This window comes from Mycobacterium sp. ACS4054 (assembly GCF_001667275.1).
Classification (GTDB): Bacteria; Actinomycetota; Actinomycetes; order Mycobacteriales; family Mycobacteriaceae; genus Mycobacterium.
Genome location: NZ_LZHV01000064.1, coordinates 68275 through 84118, shown reverse-complemented (window position 1 = coordinate 84118; position 15844 = coordinate 68275). Strand labels below are relative to the sequence as shown.

At 70.1% G+C, this 15844-nt stretch carries 14 protein-coding genes; 2 read left to right on the top strand and 12 right to left on the bottom strand.

Features of this window, described 5'->3' with window-relative positions; translation table 11 throughout:
- Positions 1–60 precede the first annotated feature (60 nt).
- Positions 61–1467, bottom strand: a complete 1407-nt coding sequence (locus A5730_RS21185; RefSeq protein WP_067904865.1) for an acyl-CoA desaturase — start codon at positions 1465–1467, stop codon at positions 61–63.
- A 16-nt stretch (positions 1468–1483) separates the two neighbouring features.
- Complete coding sequence (locus tag A5730_RS21180) at positions 1484–2581, bottom strand: ferredoxin reductase (protein WP_067904862.1); 1098 nt, start codon at positions 2579–2581, stop codon at positions 1484–1486.
- A 250-nt stretch (positions 2582–2831) separates the two neighbouring features.
- Between A5730_RS21180 and A5730_RS21175 the strand changes: the two genes are divergently transcribed.
- Positions 2832–3680, top strand: coding sequence for a DMT family transporter (locus A5730_RS21175; protein ID WP_067822980.1), 849 nt, complete (start codon positions 2832–2834; stop codon positions 3678–3680).
- Here the strand turns inward: A5730_RS21175 and fadD1 are convergent.
- From fadD1 to A5730_RS21130, 9 genes are read right to left on the bottom strand one after another with little or no spacing between them, the layout of a single operon-like run.
- Positions 3677–5269, bottom strand: a complete 1593-nt coding sequence (gene fadD1, locus A5730_RS21170) for a fatty-acid--CoA ligase FadD1 (RefSeq protein WP_067904858.1) — start codon at positions 5267–5269, stop codon at positions 3677–3679. The genes A5730_RS21175 and fadD1 overlap by 4 nt on opposite strands.
- A complete protein-coding gene (locus tag A5730_RS21165; RefSeq protein WP_067904855.1) occupies positions 5266–6867 on the bottom strand; it encodes an NAD(P)/FAD-dependent oxidoreductase in 1602 nt (533 codons plus the stop codon). The genes fadD1 and A5730_RS21165 overlap by 4 nt, the downstream gene beginning before the upstream one ends.
- Positions 6864–7820 carry an alpha/beta hydrolase gene (locus A5730_RS21160; RefSeq protein ID WP_067904852.1) on the bottom strand — a complete coding sequence of 319 codons (957 nt, stop codon included), beginning with the start codon at positions 7818–7820 and terminating at the stop codon, positions 6864–6866. Before A5730_RS21160 ends, A5730_RS21165 begins: the two co-directional genes overlap by 4 nt.
- A 29-nt stretch (positions 7821–7849) precedes the next feature.
- Positions 7850–8251: a Zn-ribbon domain-containing OB-fold protein gene (locus A5730_RS21155; RefSeq protein WP_067904849.1), complete on the bottom strand. Its 402-nt coding sequence runs from the start codon at positions 8249–8251 to the stop codon at positions 7850–7852.
- 2 nt (positions 8252–8253) lie between these two features.
- Entirely contained in the window at positions 8254–9456 is a 1203-nt protein-coding gene (locus tag A5730_RS21150; protein WP_067904846.1) for a thiolase family protein, read from the bottom strand.
- Positions 9453–9896: a MaoC family dehydratase gene (locus tag A5730_RS21145; protein WP_067904843.1), complete on the bottom strand. Its 444-nt coding sequence runs from the start codon at positions 9894–9896 to the stop codon at positions 9453–9455. Before A5730_RS21145 ends, A5730_RS21150 begins: the two co-directional genes overlap by 4 nt.
- A gap of 7 nt (positions 9897–9903) precedes the next feature.
- Complete coding sequence (locus A5730_RS21140) at positions 9904–10404, bottom strand: MaoC family dehydratase N-terminal domain-containing protein (RefSeq protein ID WP_067904840.1); 501 nt, start codon at positions 10402–10404, stop codon at positions 9904–9906.
- Positions 10401–11519, bottom strand: coding sequence for an acyl-CoA dehydrogenase family protein (locus A5730_RS21135; protein ID WP_067904837.1), 1119 nt, complete (start codon positions 11517–11519; stop codon positions 10401–10403). The genes A5730_RS21140 and A5730_RS21135 overlap by 4 nt, the downstream gene beginning before the upstream one ends.
- Positions 11520–11536: 17 nt before the next feature.
- Entirely contained in the window at positions 11537–12715 is a 1179-nt protein-coding gene (locus A5730_RS21130; RefSeq protein ID WP_067904834.1) for an acyl-CoA dehydrogenase family protein, read from the bottom strand.
- Positions 12716–12962: 247 nt separating this feature from the next.
- Between A5730_RS21130 and A5730_RS25010 the strand changes: the two genes are divergently transcribed.
- Complete coding sequence (locus A5730_RS25010; RefSeq protein WP_197281170.1) at positions 12963–13127, top strand: hypothetical protein; 165 nt, start codon at positions 12963–12965, stop codon at positions 13125–13127.
- Between the two features lie 11 nt (positions 13128–13138).
- Here A5730_RS25010 and A5730_RS21120 read toward each other — a convergent pair whose 3' ends face one another.
- A complete protein-coding gene (locus A5730_RS21120) occupies positions 13139–15811 on the bottom strand; it encodes an FHA domain-containing protein (protein WP_082946935.1) in 2673 nt (890 codons plus the stop codon).
- Between the last annotated feature and the right edge of the window lie 33 nt (positions 15812–15844).

Genomic DNA, 15844 nt, shown 5'->3' with positions numbered 1-15844 from the left:
CGGGCCGGCGGAAATGGTTCAGATTCGCCGTTCGGCGCTAAGCGTCAGGCCGGCCCCGCGTCAGTCCTTGCCGCGCGGGGGCGGCTGCACGTTGACCCCGCCGGAGTCGTGTTCGGGTCCGGCGGCCGGATGCTCGGCCGGGACGCGGTCGCGGGATTGGGTGCCCTCACTGGGCCGCTCGGGGTCGGGCCGATGGACGTTGCCGTGGTACGGGCCGGGCTTGGGCCGCGGCTTCCCGCCCGGGAACGCCAGGCGGAAGATGCTGCGGTGCACCATGAACCACTGCTTGCCGAACGGACCGGAGTTGTACGGCAGCTCGTAGCGCTCGCAGATCTCCTTGACCTGCGGCGCGATCTCCGAGTAGCGACTGCTCGGCATGTCCGGGTAGAGGTGGTGCTCCACCTGATAGCCGAGGTTGCCGCTGATGATGTGGAACAGCGGGCTGCCGTCGATGTTTGCGGCGCCGAGCAATTGGCGCACGTACCAACCGCCGCGCGTCTCGTTCTCGACCTCTTCCTGGGTGAACGTGTAGGTCTGGTCCGGGAAGTGCCCGCAGAAGATGATGGCGTGCGCCCACACGTTGCGGATCACGTTGGCCAGCGCGTCGGCGGCCAGGGTGCGCAGGTAGGTGCTCTCGACGCCGGGCGCGACTTTGTCGAGGAAGTTCGCCGCGGCGCCGACGCGGCGGCCCTTCGACACCCTGCGGAGCCTTCGCGCGATGCGGGACTGCGACGGCTGTTCGAGCCGGCCGCCCAGCGCCAACTGGGTGAGCGCGAACGCGCCGGCGCTGATGGCCGGCCAGCCGAGGTAGTCCTTATAGATCTGCGCGCGCGCCTTGACCCCGATGCCCCGTAGGTCCTTGCGCACTTCCGACCACGGCTTCTCGCGCTTGCGGATGGCGTCGATGTCCATGTCGTGGACGGCCACGCCCCACTCGAACAGCAGCGTCAGCAACAGGTTGTAGATCGGCTGGCCCAGGTAGCGCGGAGCCCATTTCTGATTGGGGTCGATGCGCATGATCTCGTAGCCGAGATCCTTGTCCTTGCCGAGGATGTTGGTGAACGTGTGATGAATGTAGTTGTGGGAGTGCTTCCACGACTCGGCCGTCGAAGCCGTGTCCCAGTCCCACACCGACGAGTGGATGTCGGGATCGTTCATCCAATCCCACTGGCCGTGCATGACGTTGTGGCCGATCTCCATGTTCTCCAGGATCTTGGCCATGGAAAGGCACGCGGTGCCCAGCAGCCACGCGGTCTTCGACCGCGATGCGAGCAGCAGGATGCGGCCGGCCACCACGATCTGCCGTTGCGCCGAGATGACGTTCTTGATGTAGCGGCGGTCGCGGTCGCCGAGATCGGCGAACACCTCGTCGTGAATCGCGTCGAATTCCTTCGCGAGCTTTTCCAGTTCTTGTTCCCCAAGGCGGGAAAGCGGAGACTCCCCGGCCCTCTTCACGGCAGTCGTCACAGGCCGATCCTTTCGATCAGAGTTCGAGTTCGACGTCGCCCTCGGCGGTGTTGATGCAGATTCGGACGTCCTGTTCGGTCGGTTCGCTCACGTCACCCGAGCGCAGGTCACGCAGCTTGCCGGACTTCAGCGTCCCGACACAGGTGTGGCAGATTCCGATGCGGCAGCCATAGGCGAGGTTGAGTCCCGCCTTCTCGCCGGCTTCGAGAATCGATGTGCCACCGTCACATTCGACTTCCTTCTCGCTGTCTAGGAAGCAGACGGTGCCGCCCTCGCCGGCGTTGGCGTCGCCGCCGATCTTGGGCTGGAACCGCTCGAAGTGCAGGCGATCGCAATCCCCGTTCTCTTTCCAATGCTCGATCAGGGCGTCGAGCATTTCCCCCGGACCCGAGCAGAACGCCTCCCGTTCCCGCCAGTCCGGGCAGACGTCGTCCAGCTCCTCGGGTGTCAGGCGCCCCTGCTCGGAGGTGAGCCGGACATCCAGCCGCAGCCCTTCGTGGCGTTCCTCGAGCTCTTCCAGGGCCGACAGGAACATGGCCTGCTCGCGGGTCCGCGCCGAGTGGATGACCACCGCGTCGCGCAATTCGTCGCGATGGTCGAGGTCACGCAGCATGCTGATGATCGGCGTGATGCCGCTGCCGGCGCTGATGAACAGCAGCTTCGGCGGCAGCGGGTCCGGCAGGGTGAAGACGCCCTCGATCTCGCCGAGCCGCACCAGGTCCCCCGGCTGAATCTTGTGCACGAGATACGGCGACACGACGCCGCCGTCGACCCTCTTCGGCGTGACGCTGATCAGCCCGTCCTCGGGCCTGGGATCAGACGTCAGCGAGTACGCGCGCCAGTGGTAGACGCCGTCGATGACCACGCCGAGGCGCACGTACTGACCGGGCTTGTGGCCGGGCCACTCGTACCCCGGGCGGATCAGGACGCTGGCCGCTTCCGAGCCCTGCGCCTCAATGCCCTCGACCTTCCCGCGCAACTCCTTGGTGGTCCACAGCGGGTTGATCATCTCGAGGTAGTCGTCGGGCTGCAGCGGGCTGAACAGTCGCCGCACCGCCCGCAGGAACAGCCGACGCCCGCGTGGGACCTGGGGTTCAGCGCCGCGCTCAGCCATGCAATCAGAGTACACAGTTGTACACCGACTTTAAACGTCGATATTGAATTGAGCTGTACCACCAGGTAACCCGACATTTTTCCGGCGCTACCCAGAAGACACGCCTGTTCACTATTGCCGATGCTGTGTGACTGGACCTGGCGCGATGCGTTACCCCCCGCGTGCCCCGATCCCGCAACGCCCAAACATTTGTTCAGCGGATTCTCAGCTGACGCGCCGGCGCGGGACTGGTGCGCCTATTGTTCGACGTGTGCTGATCGGCTTCCTCCTCGCGCTGGGCTGCTCGGTCTGCTACGGCACGGCGTCGGTGTTGCAGGCGGCCGCGACGCGATCGGTGGAAGCGGGCAGCGGCTCGGGCGTCGACACCGTGCTGCTGATGCGCGCCGCCCGGCAGTGGCGCTATCTAGTCGGCGTCGGCCTGGACGGGCTCGGCTTCCTGCTTCAGGTGGCGGCGCTGCGACTGGTGCCGATCTACGTGGTCGCCGCGGCGCTGGCCGCCTCGATCGCGGTCACCGGCGTCGCGTCCGCGTGGCTGCTGTCGGCCCGGCTGTCCCGGGCCGAATGGACGGCGGTGGGCGTGGTGTGCGTGAGCCTCGTCGCGCTCGCTCTGGCGGCCGGGCCCGGGCACTTCCGGCACGCCCCGGCCGGGCTCGGCTGGGCGCTGCTGGGCGTGGTGGCCGTGGTGTTCGTCGCCGGCGCCGTTGCGGGCCGGTTGCCGGACCGGCCGCGGGCGCTGGCGTTGGGGTTGGCGGCCGGGACCGGGTTCGGTGTCATCGAGGTCGGCGTCCGGCTGATCGAGGTGATCGACCCGACCCGGCGCGCCTTCTACACCAACCCGGCGTTGTACGCGGCGGCCGCGGGCGGGGTCGCGGGTTTCCTGCTGCTGACCTCCGCCCTGCACCGCGGATCGGTCACGACGGCCGTCGCCGGGATGGTCGTCGGTGAGACCATCGCGCCCGCGTTCGTCGGGGTGGTCTGGCTGGGCGACAACGCGCGCGACGGGCTCGGCTGGTTGGTGATCACGGGGTTTGTGGTGGCCGTGTCCGCCACCCTGGTGCTGGCGCGGTTCGGGGAAGCGCCGCAGGAAACCGTCGCCTAGCTCACCGGCAGTTGGCTCTCCGAACGGTATGTCGCGTCGCGCGCCGCGCGGGTCCACAGCACGCCGCCCTGCGCGCTGGCGCCCGCGGCGACCAGCGCGCGTTTGAGTATCTTGTTCGTCGCGGTGGTGGGCAGGTCGGCGTTGATCCGCACGTACCGCGGCCAGGCCTTCGGTGACAGATCGGGTTGGGCGGCAAGGAAACTCGCGAAATCGTCGGGCCCCAACCGCGCGCCCGGGCGCAACACCAGCGCGGCCATCACCTGATCGCCCACCCGCTCGTCGGGCACCCCGTAGACGGCGACCTGGCTGACCTCGGGCAGCCGCCCCAAAATCCGTTCGATCGGGCCCGCCGCCAGGTTCTCGCCGTCCACCCGCAGCCAATCCGCCGTCCGCCCGGCCAGGTAGATCCAGCCGTCGGCGTCGCGGTAGGCCAGGTCACCGGACCAGTACATGCCATGCCGCATCCGTTGCGCGGTGGCGTCCGGGTCGTTGTAGTAGCCGACGAACGGCCCCGCGCCCTGGGTGTTGACGAGCTCGCCCACCGCGTCGTCGAAGTTGGTCAGCGCCCCGTGCTCGTCGAATTGGGCGACGGCGCATTCGCGCAGTGTCTCCGGGTTGTAGACGCTCACCCCCGGATACGGCCGGCCGATCGATCCGGGCGGGGTGCCGTCCTCCCGGACGACGATCACCGCGAACTCGCTGGAGCCGAAGCTGTCGACCACCCGGCAGCCGAAACGCCTTGCGAATTCGGCGATGTCGCGGTCGGTCGCCTCGTTGCCGAAGGCCACGCGCAACGTGTTGTCCGCGTCGTCGGGGCGCTCGGGGGTGGACAGGATCAGCGCGAGCGGCTTGCCGACATAGTTGAGGTAGGTCACGCGGTAGCGGCGCACGTCGTCCAGGAACCGCGACGGGGAGAACCGGGCCGGGACCATGGTCGCGCCGGCCCCGATGGCAACCGCCCATCCGGCGGCGACGCCGTTGGAGTGGAAGAGCGGCATCGACAGGTAGCAGACGTCCGAGGCGGTGACGTCGTACTGGTAGATCAGGCTGGCGCCGCACATGACGGTCATCGCGTGGGCGAGCCGCACGACCTTCGGGTCACCACTGGTCCCGGAGGTGAAGATCATCATCAGGGTGTCGGCGCCGGCGACCTCGCGATGCGGGACCAGGGCCGGCGCCGCGGCCACCAGGTCGGCGTAGCGCCGGCCGGTTACGTCGAGCACCTCAATCCCGTTGAGGTCCAAGCCATCCAGCAGGGCGAGGTGCTCGGGATCGACGAGCAGCAGCTGACAGTCGGAGCGCCGGATGTCGGCCAGCAGGCCCGCCCCGCGCCGCGTCGTGTTGATGCCGCACAGCACGTAGCCGCCCAGCGCGGCCGCGGCCATGGCGCGCAGCATCGCCGGGGAGTTGGGCAGCAGGGCCCCGACGTGCAGCGGGCGCGCGGGGTCGGCGAGGGCGATCAACGCGGCGGCCTGCGCCGCGGCCTCGGCGAGGTGTTCGCGCCAGGTCCACACGCGGTCGCCGGAGGCCAGCGCGGGGGTGTCGTCGTTGCGGCGTTGCCGCAGCAGCTGCTGGACCGTCTCGATCATCGGGTGGTCAGCACTAGCCCGGCGTAGTGCCGACGGGCCACCTCGTCGCAGTGGCGCCGATAGTTGCCGAAGCCACCGGCGTAGGGCATGAAGACCCGTTTCTTGCCCTCGATGTTCGCGCCCAGGTACCAGGACGAGGCCGCCTTCGGGAACAGCGTCTGCTCGGCGGCCTCGGCGACGTGCTCGGTCCAGGTGTCGGCGACGTCGCGGCGCGGTTCCACCTCCGTCACCCCGAGGCGGCGGGCGGTCACCATCAGCTCGGTGACCCAATCAACCTGCACCTCGGCGTGCAGCACCATGTTGGCCAGCACCGAGGGGCTGCCCGGGCCGCTGATGGTGAACAGGTTCGGCAGGCCGGGCACCATCAGGCCCAGGAACGTCACCGGGCCGTCCGCCCAGACGTCGCTCAGCCGCACTCCCCCGGGCCCCTCCGGGTCGATGCGGGTCAGCGCGCCGGTCAGCGCGTCGAAACCGGTGGCGAATATCAGGACATCGCAGGGATAGGTCGCCGCGCCCGTGCGCACGCCGTCGGCGGTGATCGCCTCGATGGGCTCGCGACGCAGGTTGACCAGCGCGACATTGTCGCGGTTGAACGCGTCGTAATAGCCGCCGTCGGTGCAGATTCGCTTCGACCCGATCGGGTGGTCGACGGGGATGAGGTCGGCGGCCACGTCGGGGTCGGCGACGATTTCGCGGATCCGCTGCTCGGCGAACTCGCGGGCGATGTCGTTGGCCGCGAGGTCGGAGTTCTGGTCGGGGAACGTCTTGGCGAACAGCACGCCGCCCTCGCGCCAGCGCCGCCACAACGCCTCGGCGCGTTCCTGCGGTTCGGTGTCGACGGCCCGCTTGTGGTAGGTGCCGTGCGGGGTGCCCGCCGCCGCGTAGGCCGACATGCGGCGTCGCTCGGGATACTGCTCCCGGATCTGTTGTTGCTCCTCCGGCGTCCAGGGGCGGTTGGGCATCGGGATGCTGTAGTTCGCCGACCGCTGGAACACCACCAGGCGATCGGCCTGCGCGGCGACGATCGGAACCGCTTGGATGCCAGACGATCCCGTGCCGATCAGGCCCACGCGTTTGCCACGCAGGTCGGGGTCCTCGCGCGGCCAGGCGGCGGTGAAATACATTTCGCCCGCGAAGTCGTCGACGCCGGGGATCGCCGGGCGGTTGACCGCCGACAGGCAACCCGTCGCGCAGATGAGGAACGACGCGGCGTGGGTCCGCCCGTCGCGGGTTCGCACCCGCCATACGCCTTGCTCGAAGGCCGCGCCGACGACGTCGACCTCGAATCGGTAGTGCCGGCGCAGATCGAATCGGTCCGCGACATGCCGCAGGTAGGCGAGGATCTCCGGTTGCGCGGCGAACCGTTCGCTCCACGTCCAATCCTGCTGCAGCGCGTCGTCGAACGAGTAGGAGTAGTCCACACTTTCGACGTCGCACCGGGCGCCGGGGTACCGGTTCCAGTACCAGGTGCCGCCCACGTCGGGCGCCGCCTCGAGGCCGATCACCGACAGGCCGGCCGAGGCCGCCCGGTGCACGGCGTAGAGCCCGGCGAACCCGGCCCCGATGACGATGACGTCGGTGTTTGTCTTCGGGGTCATGTCGACTCGCAGAGGGTGGGCTGCAGCAGTTCCCGCAGGTCGGCGTAGATCATGCCCTGCGCCGAGGCCGCCGGGAGGAAGGAGGGAATGGTCAGGAAGCCGTGGAACAGGTCCGGGAAGTCGCGGTGCACCACCGGTACCCCGGCGTCGCGCAGGCGGCGCGCATAGTCGCGGCCCTCGCCGTGCAGCGGGTCGAGGCCGGCAGTGACGATCACGGCGGGCGGCAGGCCGGCGTGCGAAGTCGCGCGCGCCGGCGCGACCAGGTGCGGCGGGTCCAAAAGCGTTGCGCCGTCCAGGTATTGACCCCAATACCACCGCATTGCGGCGCGGGTGAGGAAGTAGCCGGTGGCGCAGCGCCGATAGCTCTCGGTGTCGAAGGACGGGTCGATGACCGGGTAGATCAGCAGCTGCGCGGCTGGCGGGGCGACCGCCCGGTCCCGGCACAGGATGGCGGTGACGGCGGCGAGATTGCCGCCGGCGCTGTCGCCGGCGACGGCGGTCCGCGCTGGGTCGATGCCGAGTTCGCCGGCGTGGTCGACCACCCAGCAGAACGCCGCGAACGCGTCCAGCGCGGCCGCGGGGGCGCGGTGTTCGGGCGCGAGGCGGTACCCGACCGACACCACGACGGCCTCGGTGCCGCGGGCCAGCGCGCGGCAGAAGCCGTCGTGGGATTCGATGTCGCACAACACGAATCCGCCGCCGTGGCAGAACACGATCGCGGGGCGGTCCTCGCGCTCCTCGCCATGGGGGTGATAGACGCGCACGGGGATGGCGCCGGCGGGGCCGGGGATCGACCGGTCCTCGGTGCGGCGGACGTCCTCGATGTTGTTGACCGGCTGGCGCCGCTGCGCGACGGCGGCGCGGGCCTGGTCGGCGGTCATGGTCTCGATGCGCGGGAACCCGGCGTCCAGTTCGCGCAGCATCGCCTGGATGCCGTCGAAGGGACCGTCCATGTGAACCTCCGCTCGTATCACCGGGCCGCTCATGCCGGCCGGTACTTCAAGAGGGTGATCCCGTTTCCGGGCAGATCGTAGAACACCGGTCGCACCCGCATGCCGACGACGACGTCGGCGGGGTCGACGTCGACCAACTCGGTGCTGCATTTCGGCCCGGCGTCCCACTGCACGACCGCGAGCAACTGCGGCACCGCGTCGGCCCACGGTGGCGCGGTGGGCCGGCGGGCGATGGTGAACGTGTACAGCGTTCCGGCGCCGTCGATTTCGCGCCATTCGAGGTCGCCGGCCAGAGTCCCCGGGGCCAGGGTGCGCGGGTAGAACACGTACCGCGCCAGCGAGGGTGAGTACTGCACCAGGATGCGGTGCCGGGTCAGGCCGTCCCAAAAGGGCCGCGACACGGGCGTGGGCTCGGGAACGGGGATGCTCATCGCTAGTCCCCCCGCATCAGCAGCGCGACCTGTTCGCTCATGATGCCGCCGTTGCCGGTGACGAACGCGGTGTGGCAGTCGCGGACCTGCGCGTCGCCGGCCCGGCCCATGACCTGCCGGGCGCCGTCGACGACGTGGTGCATGCCGCCGGCCATGCCGGCCTGCCCGAAGGACAGCTGGCCGCCGGCGGTGTTGAGCGGAAAGTCGCCGCGGTAGGTCAGGTCGTGGCCGGCGATCCACGCCATCGCCTCGCCCTTGCCGCAGAAGCCCGCGTCCTCGAGGCTCATCAGCACGGTGATCGTGTAGCAGTCGTAGATCGACGCCATGTCCACCTCGGACCGGGTCAGGCCGGCCATCGCGAACGCCCGGTCGGCGGCGCGGGCGATCGGGGTGCGCAGCATGTCTTCGGCGTAGGTCGGGGTCTTGAAGGCGATGTGTTCGCCGAAGCCGGTGACCCACACCGGCCGGTGGCGGCCGCGACCGGCGATGTCGGCGTTGGCGATCAGCACGCCGGCTCCCCCGTGCACCCGCATCACGGTCTCCAGCATGTGGATCGGGTCGGCGATCATCGGGCTGGCGAGCACGTCGTCCACGGTGAGCGGGGTGCCGTGGAAGACCGCGCCGGGGTGGGCGCACGCGTTGGTGCGCTGGTCCACCGCGATCTTGGCCAGCGCGGCGGGGTCGTAGCCGAACTCGGCGGCGTAGCGCTGGGCGATCTGCGCGTACGGTGCGTTCTGGCCCACGTTGCCGTACGGGATCTCGAATTCCGCTTGCGGCGATCCGTAGTTGTTCGACGACGCCCCATACCAATTCGGTGCCGGTGGCGGCCGCTTCTCGGACTGCGGCTGCGACGACGAGCCGGGAACCACGGCCAGCACCGCGTCGCAGATGCCGAGCTCCACGGCGGCGGCGGCCCGCCAGATCATGCCCGCGGCGGTGGCCCCGCCCAAGTCGACGCGCTCCCCGAAATCCAGTGCCAGGCCGAGGTATTCGCACAGGGTGGCGGGTGCGAACATCGTCGACTCGGCGATGCCGTGCGTCAGCAGGCCGTTGACGCACGCGGGGTCGACGCCCGCGTCCTCGACCACCATCTTGGCCAGCAGCGCGTACTGGTCGAGGGTGAACAGCGGCGGGCGGGTGGGACGGCGTTCGGCCGGCAGCTCCGCGATGCCGACGATCGCGGCCTCGCCACGCAGCCCGGTCACGACGGCGTTCCGCGTCGGGGCAGCGCGACCGTCGCCGTGCCCGGCATGAGCACGGTGTCCTGGCGGCGGCCCGCGATGTCGAGGTCCACCAGCCCCGCGCCGTCGTCGGAGAGGCGTTTGCCGGTGACCGTCCCGCCGAAGCTCAGGGGTTGGCCGGGGTGGGCGACCGCACGGTTCTGCACGGAAAAGGACACCAGGCGGCCTCGCCCGCCGATCCAGTCGCCGATGGCGCGGCCGAGGAGCGCGGCCTGCAGCGGACCGTGCACCAGCACGTCGTCGTACCCCTCGACGCTGCGCGCCCAGTCCTTGTCGTAGTGGATGCGATGGCCGTTGTAGGTCGCGGCGCTGAAGAAGAACAGCTGCGTTTCGTCGACGGTCACGGTGAGTTCGGGCATCCGGTGGCCCACCTCGACGTCCTCGTAAAAGACTTGGTCGGTCATGGCGCTCCTAGGGGCGGGCGATCATCGAGGTCGAGGCTTCGGCGAGCAGTTCGCGGTGTTGGTTGTGGTACACGGTGGTCCAGGTGACCAGAACGAATCTGCCCGAGCGGCCCTGCTTTTCGACGATGGAGTCGATGGTGCGGACCATGTCGATATCGTCGCGGTGGTAGGCCGGCAGGTGGAAGGTGAAGCTCTCCCCGCCGGCCATCCGCTTGGGCGCGCGGGGAAACGCGAGGCTGCCGGAGATCGCGCCGGAGGAACCGTCGGGGCGCAGCGCTTGCAGGTGGCTCACGCCCAGCACGGCGTACTGCAGGAAAAGCGGCGGGCAGATGATGTCGCGAAACCCGTTGGCCCTGGCGTAGTCCGGGTCGAAATACAGCGGGTTGTGGTCACCGACCGCCGCCGCCCATCGCTGCCAGTCGCGCCGGTTCACCTCGCCCGTCGCGGACGCCGCGACGGTGCCGACCCGCGACGCCGATTCCGCGTCGATCAAGCTGTCCTCGCTCACCGGCCCTCCTCTGCGTCCAAGGTTTCCTCCAGCCACGACGCGGCGACGTCGGCCCCGCCGCCCCACGTCGAGCCCAGCCGCGCCCGCTCGGTCCACAGGTGCAGATCGGTCTCGGTGACATACCCCATGCCGCCGTGCAATTGGTGGGCGTCCAAGGTGATCAGCCGGGCGGCGGTGGCCGCGTGCATCCGCGCGATGGCGGTCTCCCGGGTTGCCGTGTGGCCGCGCGCGATCCAGAAGACGGCCGCATGCGCGGCCAGTCGCGCCGCCGCCAGGGCGATGTGCATGTCAGCGACCAGATGCTGGGCGGCCTGGAAGGACGCGATGGGCCGGCCGAATTGGTGACGCACGGTGGTGTAGTCGACGGTGCGGTCGATGACCGCCTGCCCGACGCCCACCAGGTCGAGCGACCCGAGGGCCACCGCCGTGTTGGCCACCCGCCGCAAGGCCGAGGCGGGGGCGTCACCGAGCAACGTGTCGCCGCCGACCAGGACGCCGTCGAAGCGGACCGTGAACGCGCGGTGCCCGCCCGCCATGGCGAGCGGCTCCATCGTCACGCCGGTGGCTCGGGCGTCGACGACGAAGGCCAGCGTATGCCCTTGCGCCGCAGCTGAAATCACGATGACGTCGGCGACGTCGGCGTCGGCGACGTAGTCCGCGGCGCCGGTCAGTCGCCACTGCGCCGACACGGGTTCGGCGCGCACCGAGGCCGACACCACGGCGGCGTCGCGCGCGCTGAAGAGCGCCGTGGTACCCCGGGTCGACCCGCGCGCCAGGCCCGGCAGCAAGTCCGCCTTGGCATCCGGGGAGCCGAGCTGGTCGATGGCGAGCGCGGCCTGGATGCTGCTGTGGATGGTCGTCGGGCACAGCGCGCGGCCGGCCTCGGTGTAGAAGACGCCGAGGTCGGCCAGCGAGCCGCCGGCCCCGCCGTATTCCTCGGCCAGGGCCAGGCCGGGGACACCGGCGTCGGTCAGGGCCTTGTATAGCGCGGGGGTGCGGCGATCGGCGCCCGGTTGGCTGAGCCCGCGCACCAACTCCACCGGGCACTCGGCCGCCAGCAGGGCGCGCAGCGAAGCTGCGAACTGGCGCTGTTCAGCGGTGGGGATCGCTCTCATGGTGTCCGGTCGGCCCGTCAGCGCCCGTAGCTGGGCATCTTGTGCCCGCGCTGGGCGATGATGTCGCGAAGCACCTCGTTGGTCCCGCCGCCGAAACGCATCAGGGGCGCGGCCCGGTACAGTCGCTCGAACTTGCCGGCCACCGGCGCGTTTTCGCTGCGGTGCGCCAGCAGCCCGTCCGGGCCGAGGAGATCGAGCGCGAGCACGGCGATGCGCTGGCGCAGTTCACTGGTGAACACCTTCTCGACGCTGACCTCCACCGACGGGATCACGCCGCTGTCGAGGATCGAGGCCGCCTCGTAACCCATCAGCGTGGCGACCGCCACGTCGGCCTCGGCCTGCGCAAGCCGGCGTCGCAGCGACGCGCTCTCGGCCGGCACCGTGCCGTCCCGGCGCGGCCGCCGCGCGAGCTCACGCAGCTCTTCCACGGCGCGCCGCAGGTCGCCGGCGTTGGTCAGGGCGCCGCGTTCGAGGTCAAGCGCACCGGTGATGTACGTCCAGCCGCGGTTGACCTCGCCCACCAGGTTGGTGACCGGGACGCGCACGTCGCGGAAGTGCACCTCGTTGGTGCGATAGCCCGACCACGCGTAGAGCGGCCGGATCGTCACGCCGGGGCTGTCGATCGGCACGATGATGACCGAGATGCCCCGGTGCCGAACGGCGTTGGGATCGGTGCGGACACACAGCCACTCGTGGGTGGCGCGCTGCGCGCCGCTGTTCCAGATCTTGGTGCCGTTGATCACCCACTCGTCGCCGTCCCGCACCGCGCTGGTGCGCAGGCTGGCCAGGTCGGTACCCGCCTCGGGCTCGGAATAGCCGACGGCGCAGACCATTTCGCCCCTGGCGATCGGCGGCAGCCATTCGGTCTTGTTTCGTTCGGTGCCGTGCCGCATGATCATCGGCGCCACCGATGTGACCGTCAGATCCGGCCCGGGCACGCCCCAGTACTCGAATTCGGTGGCGAGCAGATGCAAATGGACGGCGCCCAGGCCGAGTCCGCCGTACTCGCGCGGCCAGTTCAGCCCGAACCAGCCCCTCTCCCCGATCTTGCGGCGGAACCGCGCCACCTCGCCGTCGGGGTACTCCAGGTCATGCTGGGCCAGCTCGGCTCGCAACTCGGCGGTGACGTTGGCGCGGAGAAACTCGCGGACCTCGGTCAGCCATGCGCGCTGCCCGGCGTCGAGTTCGAAGTCCATCCGGGCGCCTGTGCCTTTCCGCGAGCCTTACACCGAGCAGCGTCAGCGTAACGCCACGGCGAGATCGCGCCGGGGATTTCGCCGTGACGGTAGGCCCGGCCGAGGCCCGGACTGTAAAGACGCTGTCAAACTCCCGTTAATTCGCATCGGCGCTCTCGTAGTTGGGTGGCCGGGCTGCGAAGATTTGCATACCGGCCGGTCGACGGGGACCGGGCACTCTGCCCAGCCGCAGCCTGAGGGAGAAGTCATGCCCACTGTTGAGACACGCCTCCGTGACGACCTGCGTAACTACTCGGTCGAATTGCGCCAGCTGGCCTACACCCTTCCGCTCGGCGTCGGCGAGCACGATCTCCTTGCGCTGTCGGATCGCATGCGCGCCGCGGCCGACCAGGTGATGCGCAAAGGGGCCTGACCGGCGCCGCCTCAGCCGCCCCTGAGCCTGATCTTCCAGCGGACGAAGCCCAGGTAGAAGAGGCTGATCAGCACGAGCATGGCGATGTCGAACCACCACGCGCCCGGCGTGTGGCGCCAGTGGGAGTCCTTCGGGCTGAGCGGGCCGGGCACCAACGCGGTGAGGTCGGCGGTGGAGGCCGACGCGGCGAACCCCCAGCGCGCCGGCGTCGCCCAGGACATCTGGTCCAGGCCCAGCCGTCCGGTCACCGGGATCATGCCGCCGGAGAACACCAGCTGCGACATGACCGCCACGACGAGCAGCGGCATGATCTGTTCGTTCGACTTGGCGATGGCCGACAGCGCCAACCCCAGCATCGCCGAGGCCACGCACGTCAACGCCACGTCGGCGAACAGCTCGAGGCCGGGCCGGCCCAGGGCGACGGCCCCGTGGGTCGGTCCGCCCTTGCCCAGCAGCACGATGATCGTCACGATCGCCGATTGGATGATGGCGAAAACCGTGTAGACGCAGACCTTCGCGAGCAGGTAAGCGGTGGTGGACAGGCCGACCGCCTGTTCGCGCAGGAAGATCGGGCGTTCACCGATGAGGTCGCGGATGGTGAGGGCCGTTCCCATGAACACCGCGCCGACGTTGAGCAGCACCAGGATCTGACCCGGCTCGTTGGGCGCGGCGCCCATCGGGTTGGGGGTGCCGAAGCCGACGGTGCCGGGCACCGACATGGATAGCGAACCCATGATGAACGGCAGCAGCGCCAGGAACACGAAGTAGCCGCGGTCGGAGAAGATCAGCCGGACCTGCCGCCTGGCGATCGTGGAGAACTGCCGGAACAGGCTGGTGTGCGAGGGGTCGCCGAGGTCGGCGGGCTGTTGCGCCGGGGGCGGTGGCGGCTGCGGTCCCGTGCGCGCCAGGTATCGCGCCTTGGACCCGTCCGGATCGCCGGCGACCGTACTGAAGATGTCGGCCCAGTTCGTGGTCCCCATGGCGGGGCCGATCTGGCTGGGCGGCCCGCAGAACGCGGTCTTGCCGCCCGGGGCCAGCAGCAGGACCTGATCGCACACGTCCAGGTACGTCAGCGAGTGGGTGACGACGAGCACCACGCGGCCCGCGTCGGCGAGCTGCCGCAGCATGGTCATCACCTGGCGGTCCAGCGCCGGGTCCAGGCCGGAGGTGGGCTCGTCGAGGATCAGCAGCGACGGCCCGGTCAGCAGCTCCAGGGCGACCGACGCGCGCTTGCGCTGGCCACCGGAGAGCTTGTCGACCCGGGTGTGCAGGTGCTGGGTCATCTCCAGCTCCTCGAGCACCCGGGCCACCACCTGAGCCCGGTCGTCCTTGGTGGTGTCGGGCGGCAGCCGCAGCTCTGCGGCGTACATCAACGCCTGCTGCACCGTGAGCTGCCCGTGCACCACGTCGTCCTGGGGCACCATGCCGATCCTGCTGCGCAGCGAGGCGTACTCGGCGTGGACGTTGTGGCCCTCGAACGCGACCGTGCCGCGGGTGGGGTGCGTGTACCCCGCGACCAGTCGGGCGAACGTCGACTTGCCCGCCCCGGAGGGGCCGATCACCGCCGTCAGCGTGCCGGGCTGCGCGCCCAGCGAGATGTCGTCCAGCAGCGTCTTGTTGTTCTCGATCGTCCACGTCACACCGCGCACGTCCAGCCCGCCGGTGCGGGTGGCGGTGGCGCTCTCGTCGCGACGGGCCAGGGTGCCGCCGGCGAAGACGAGGTCGATGTTGCCGATGGTGACCACGTCACCGTCGTGCAGCACCGCCGAGTCGACCCGCGCGCCGTTGACGAACGTGCCGTTGATGCTGCGGTTGTCGTGGATCTCGGTGCCGTGCGGCGTCGGGACCAGGGTGGCGTGGTGCCGCGACGCGAGCACCTCGGGGATGACGATGTCGTTGTCGTTGGCGCGGCCGATCTTGATTGCGCCCGGGGTCGACTCGACCGCCCGGCCCGGCCGCAGGATCTTCATCATCGACGTCGCGAGGTTCGACGCGTCACCACTGACGCGCTGAGTCTCCAGTCCCGGCGGCTGCGCGGCCTGGGCCGGGGGCAGATTCATCGGCTGCGAGCGGTAGATCTGGGGGGCGTGCTGCGGCCCGCTAGGAGGGGGCGCCGGCTGGCCACCGGTCGGGTACCGGGGCTGGGCGGCCGACGGCGGGCTGGGCACCGAACCGCTCGGCGGATGAACGGGCTGCGGTGCGCTCGGCGGATGAACGGGCTGCGGGCCGCTGGGCTGCCGAAAGGCGGCCGACGCCGACTGCTGGCCGGGCCATGGCGCGCCGGACTGAGGCGCGGAAGCCTGCGGGCTCGCCGCAGTGGCGGGGTTGACGATCGGTATCGACGCCGTCAGCGGGGGCCGTCCGGCCGAGCCCTGGTGGCGGCCGACCTCGAAGGTCAGCGCCGGACCGTCCGGGTTGCCGATGTTGACGCGCATGCCGTCCTGGATGTCGACCATGGACACGCGATGGTGGTTGACGAATAGCCCGTTGAGGCTGCCGTTGTCGATGGCTACCCATCGGCCCTGGTCGAAACGGGCGATGAGGTGGGTGCGGGAGATCAGCGGATGCGCCACGCGCACGTCCGCGCGTAGGTCGCGCCCGATCGCTACGTCGTTGCCCGGGGCGAACGTGCGCTCGGATCCCTCGTACCGCACGGTCAACACAGGAGGGGATGGTCGGCTCATCACGACCAACTGTATCGGCAGCCGCGCGAATCG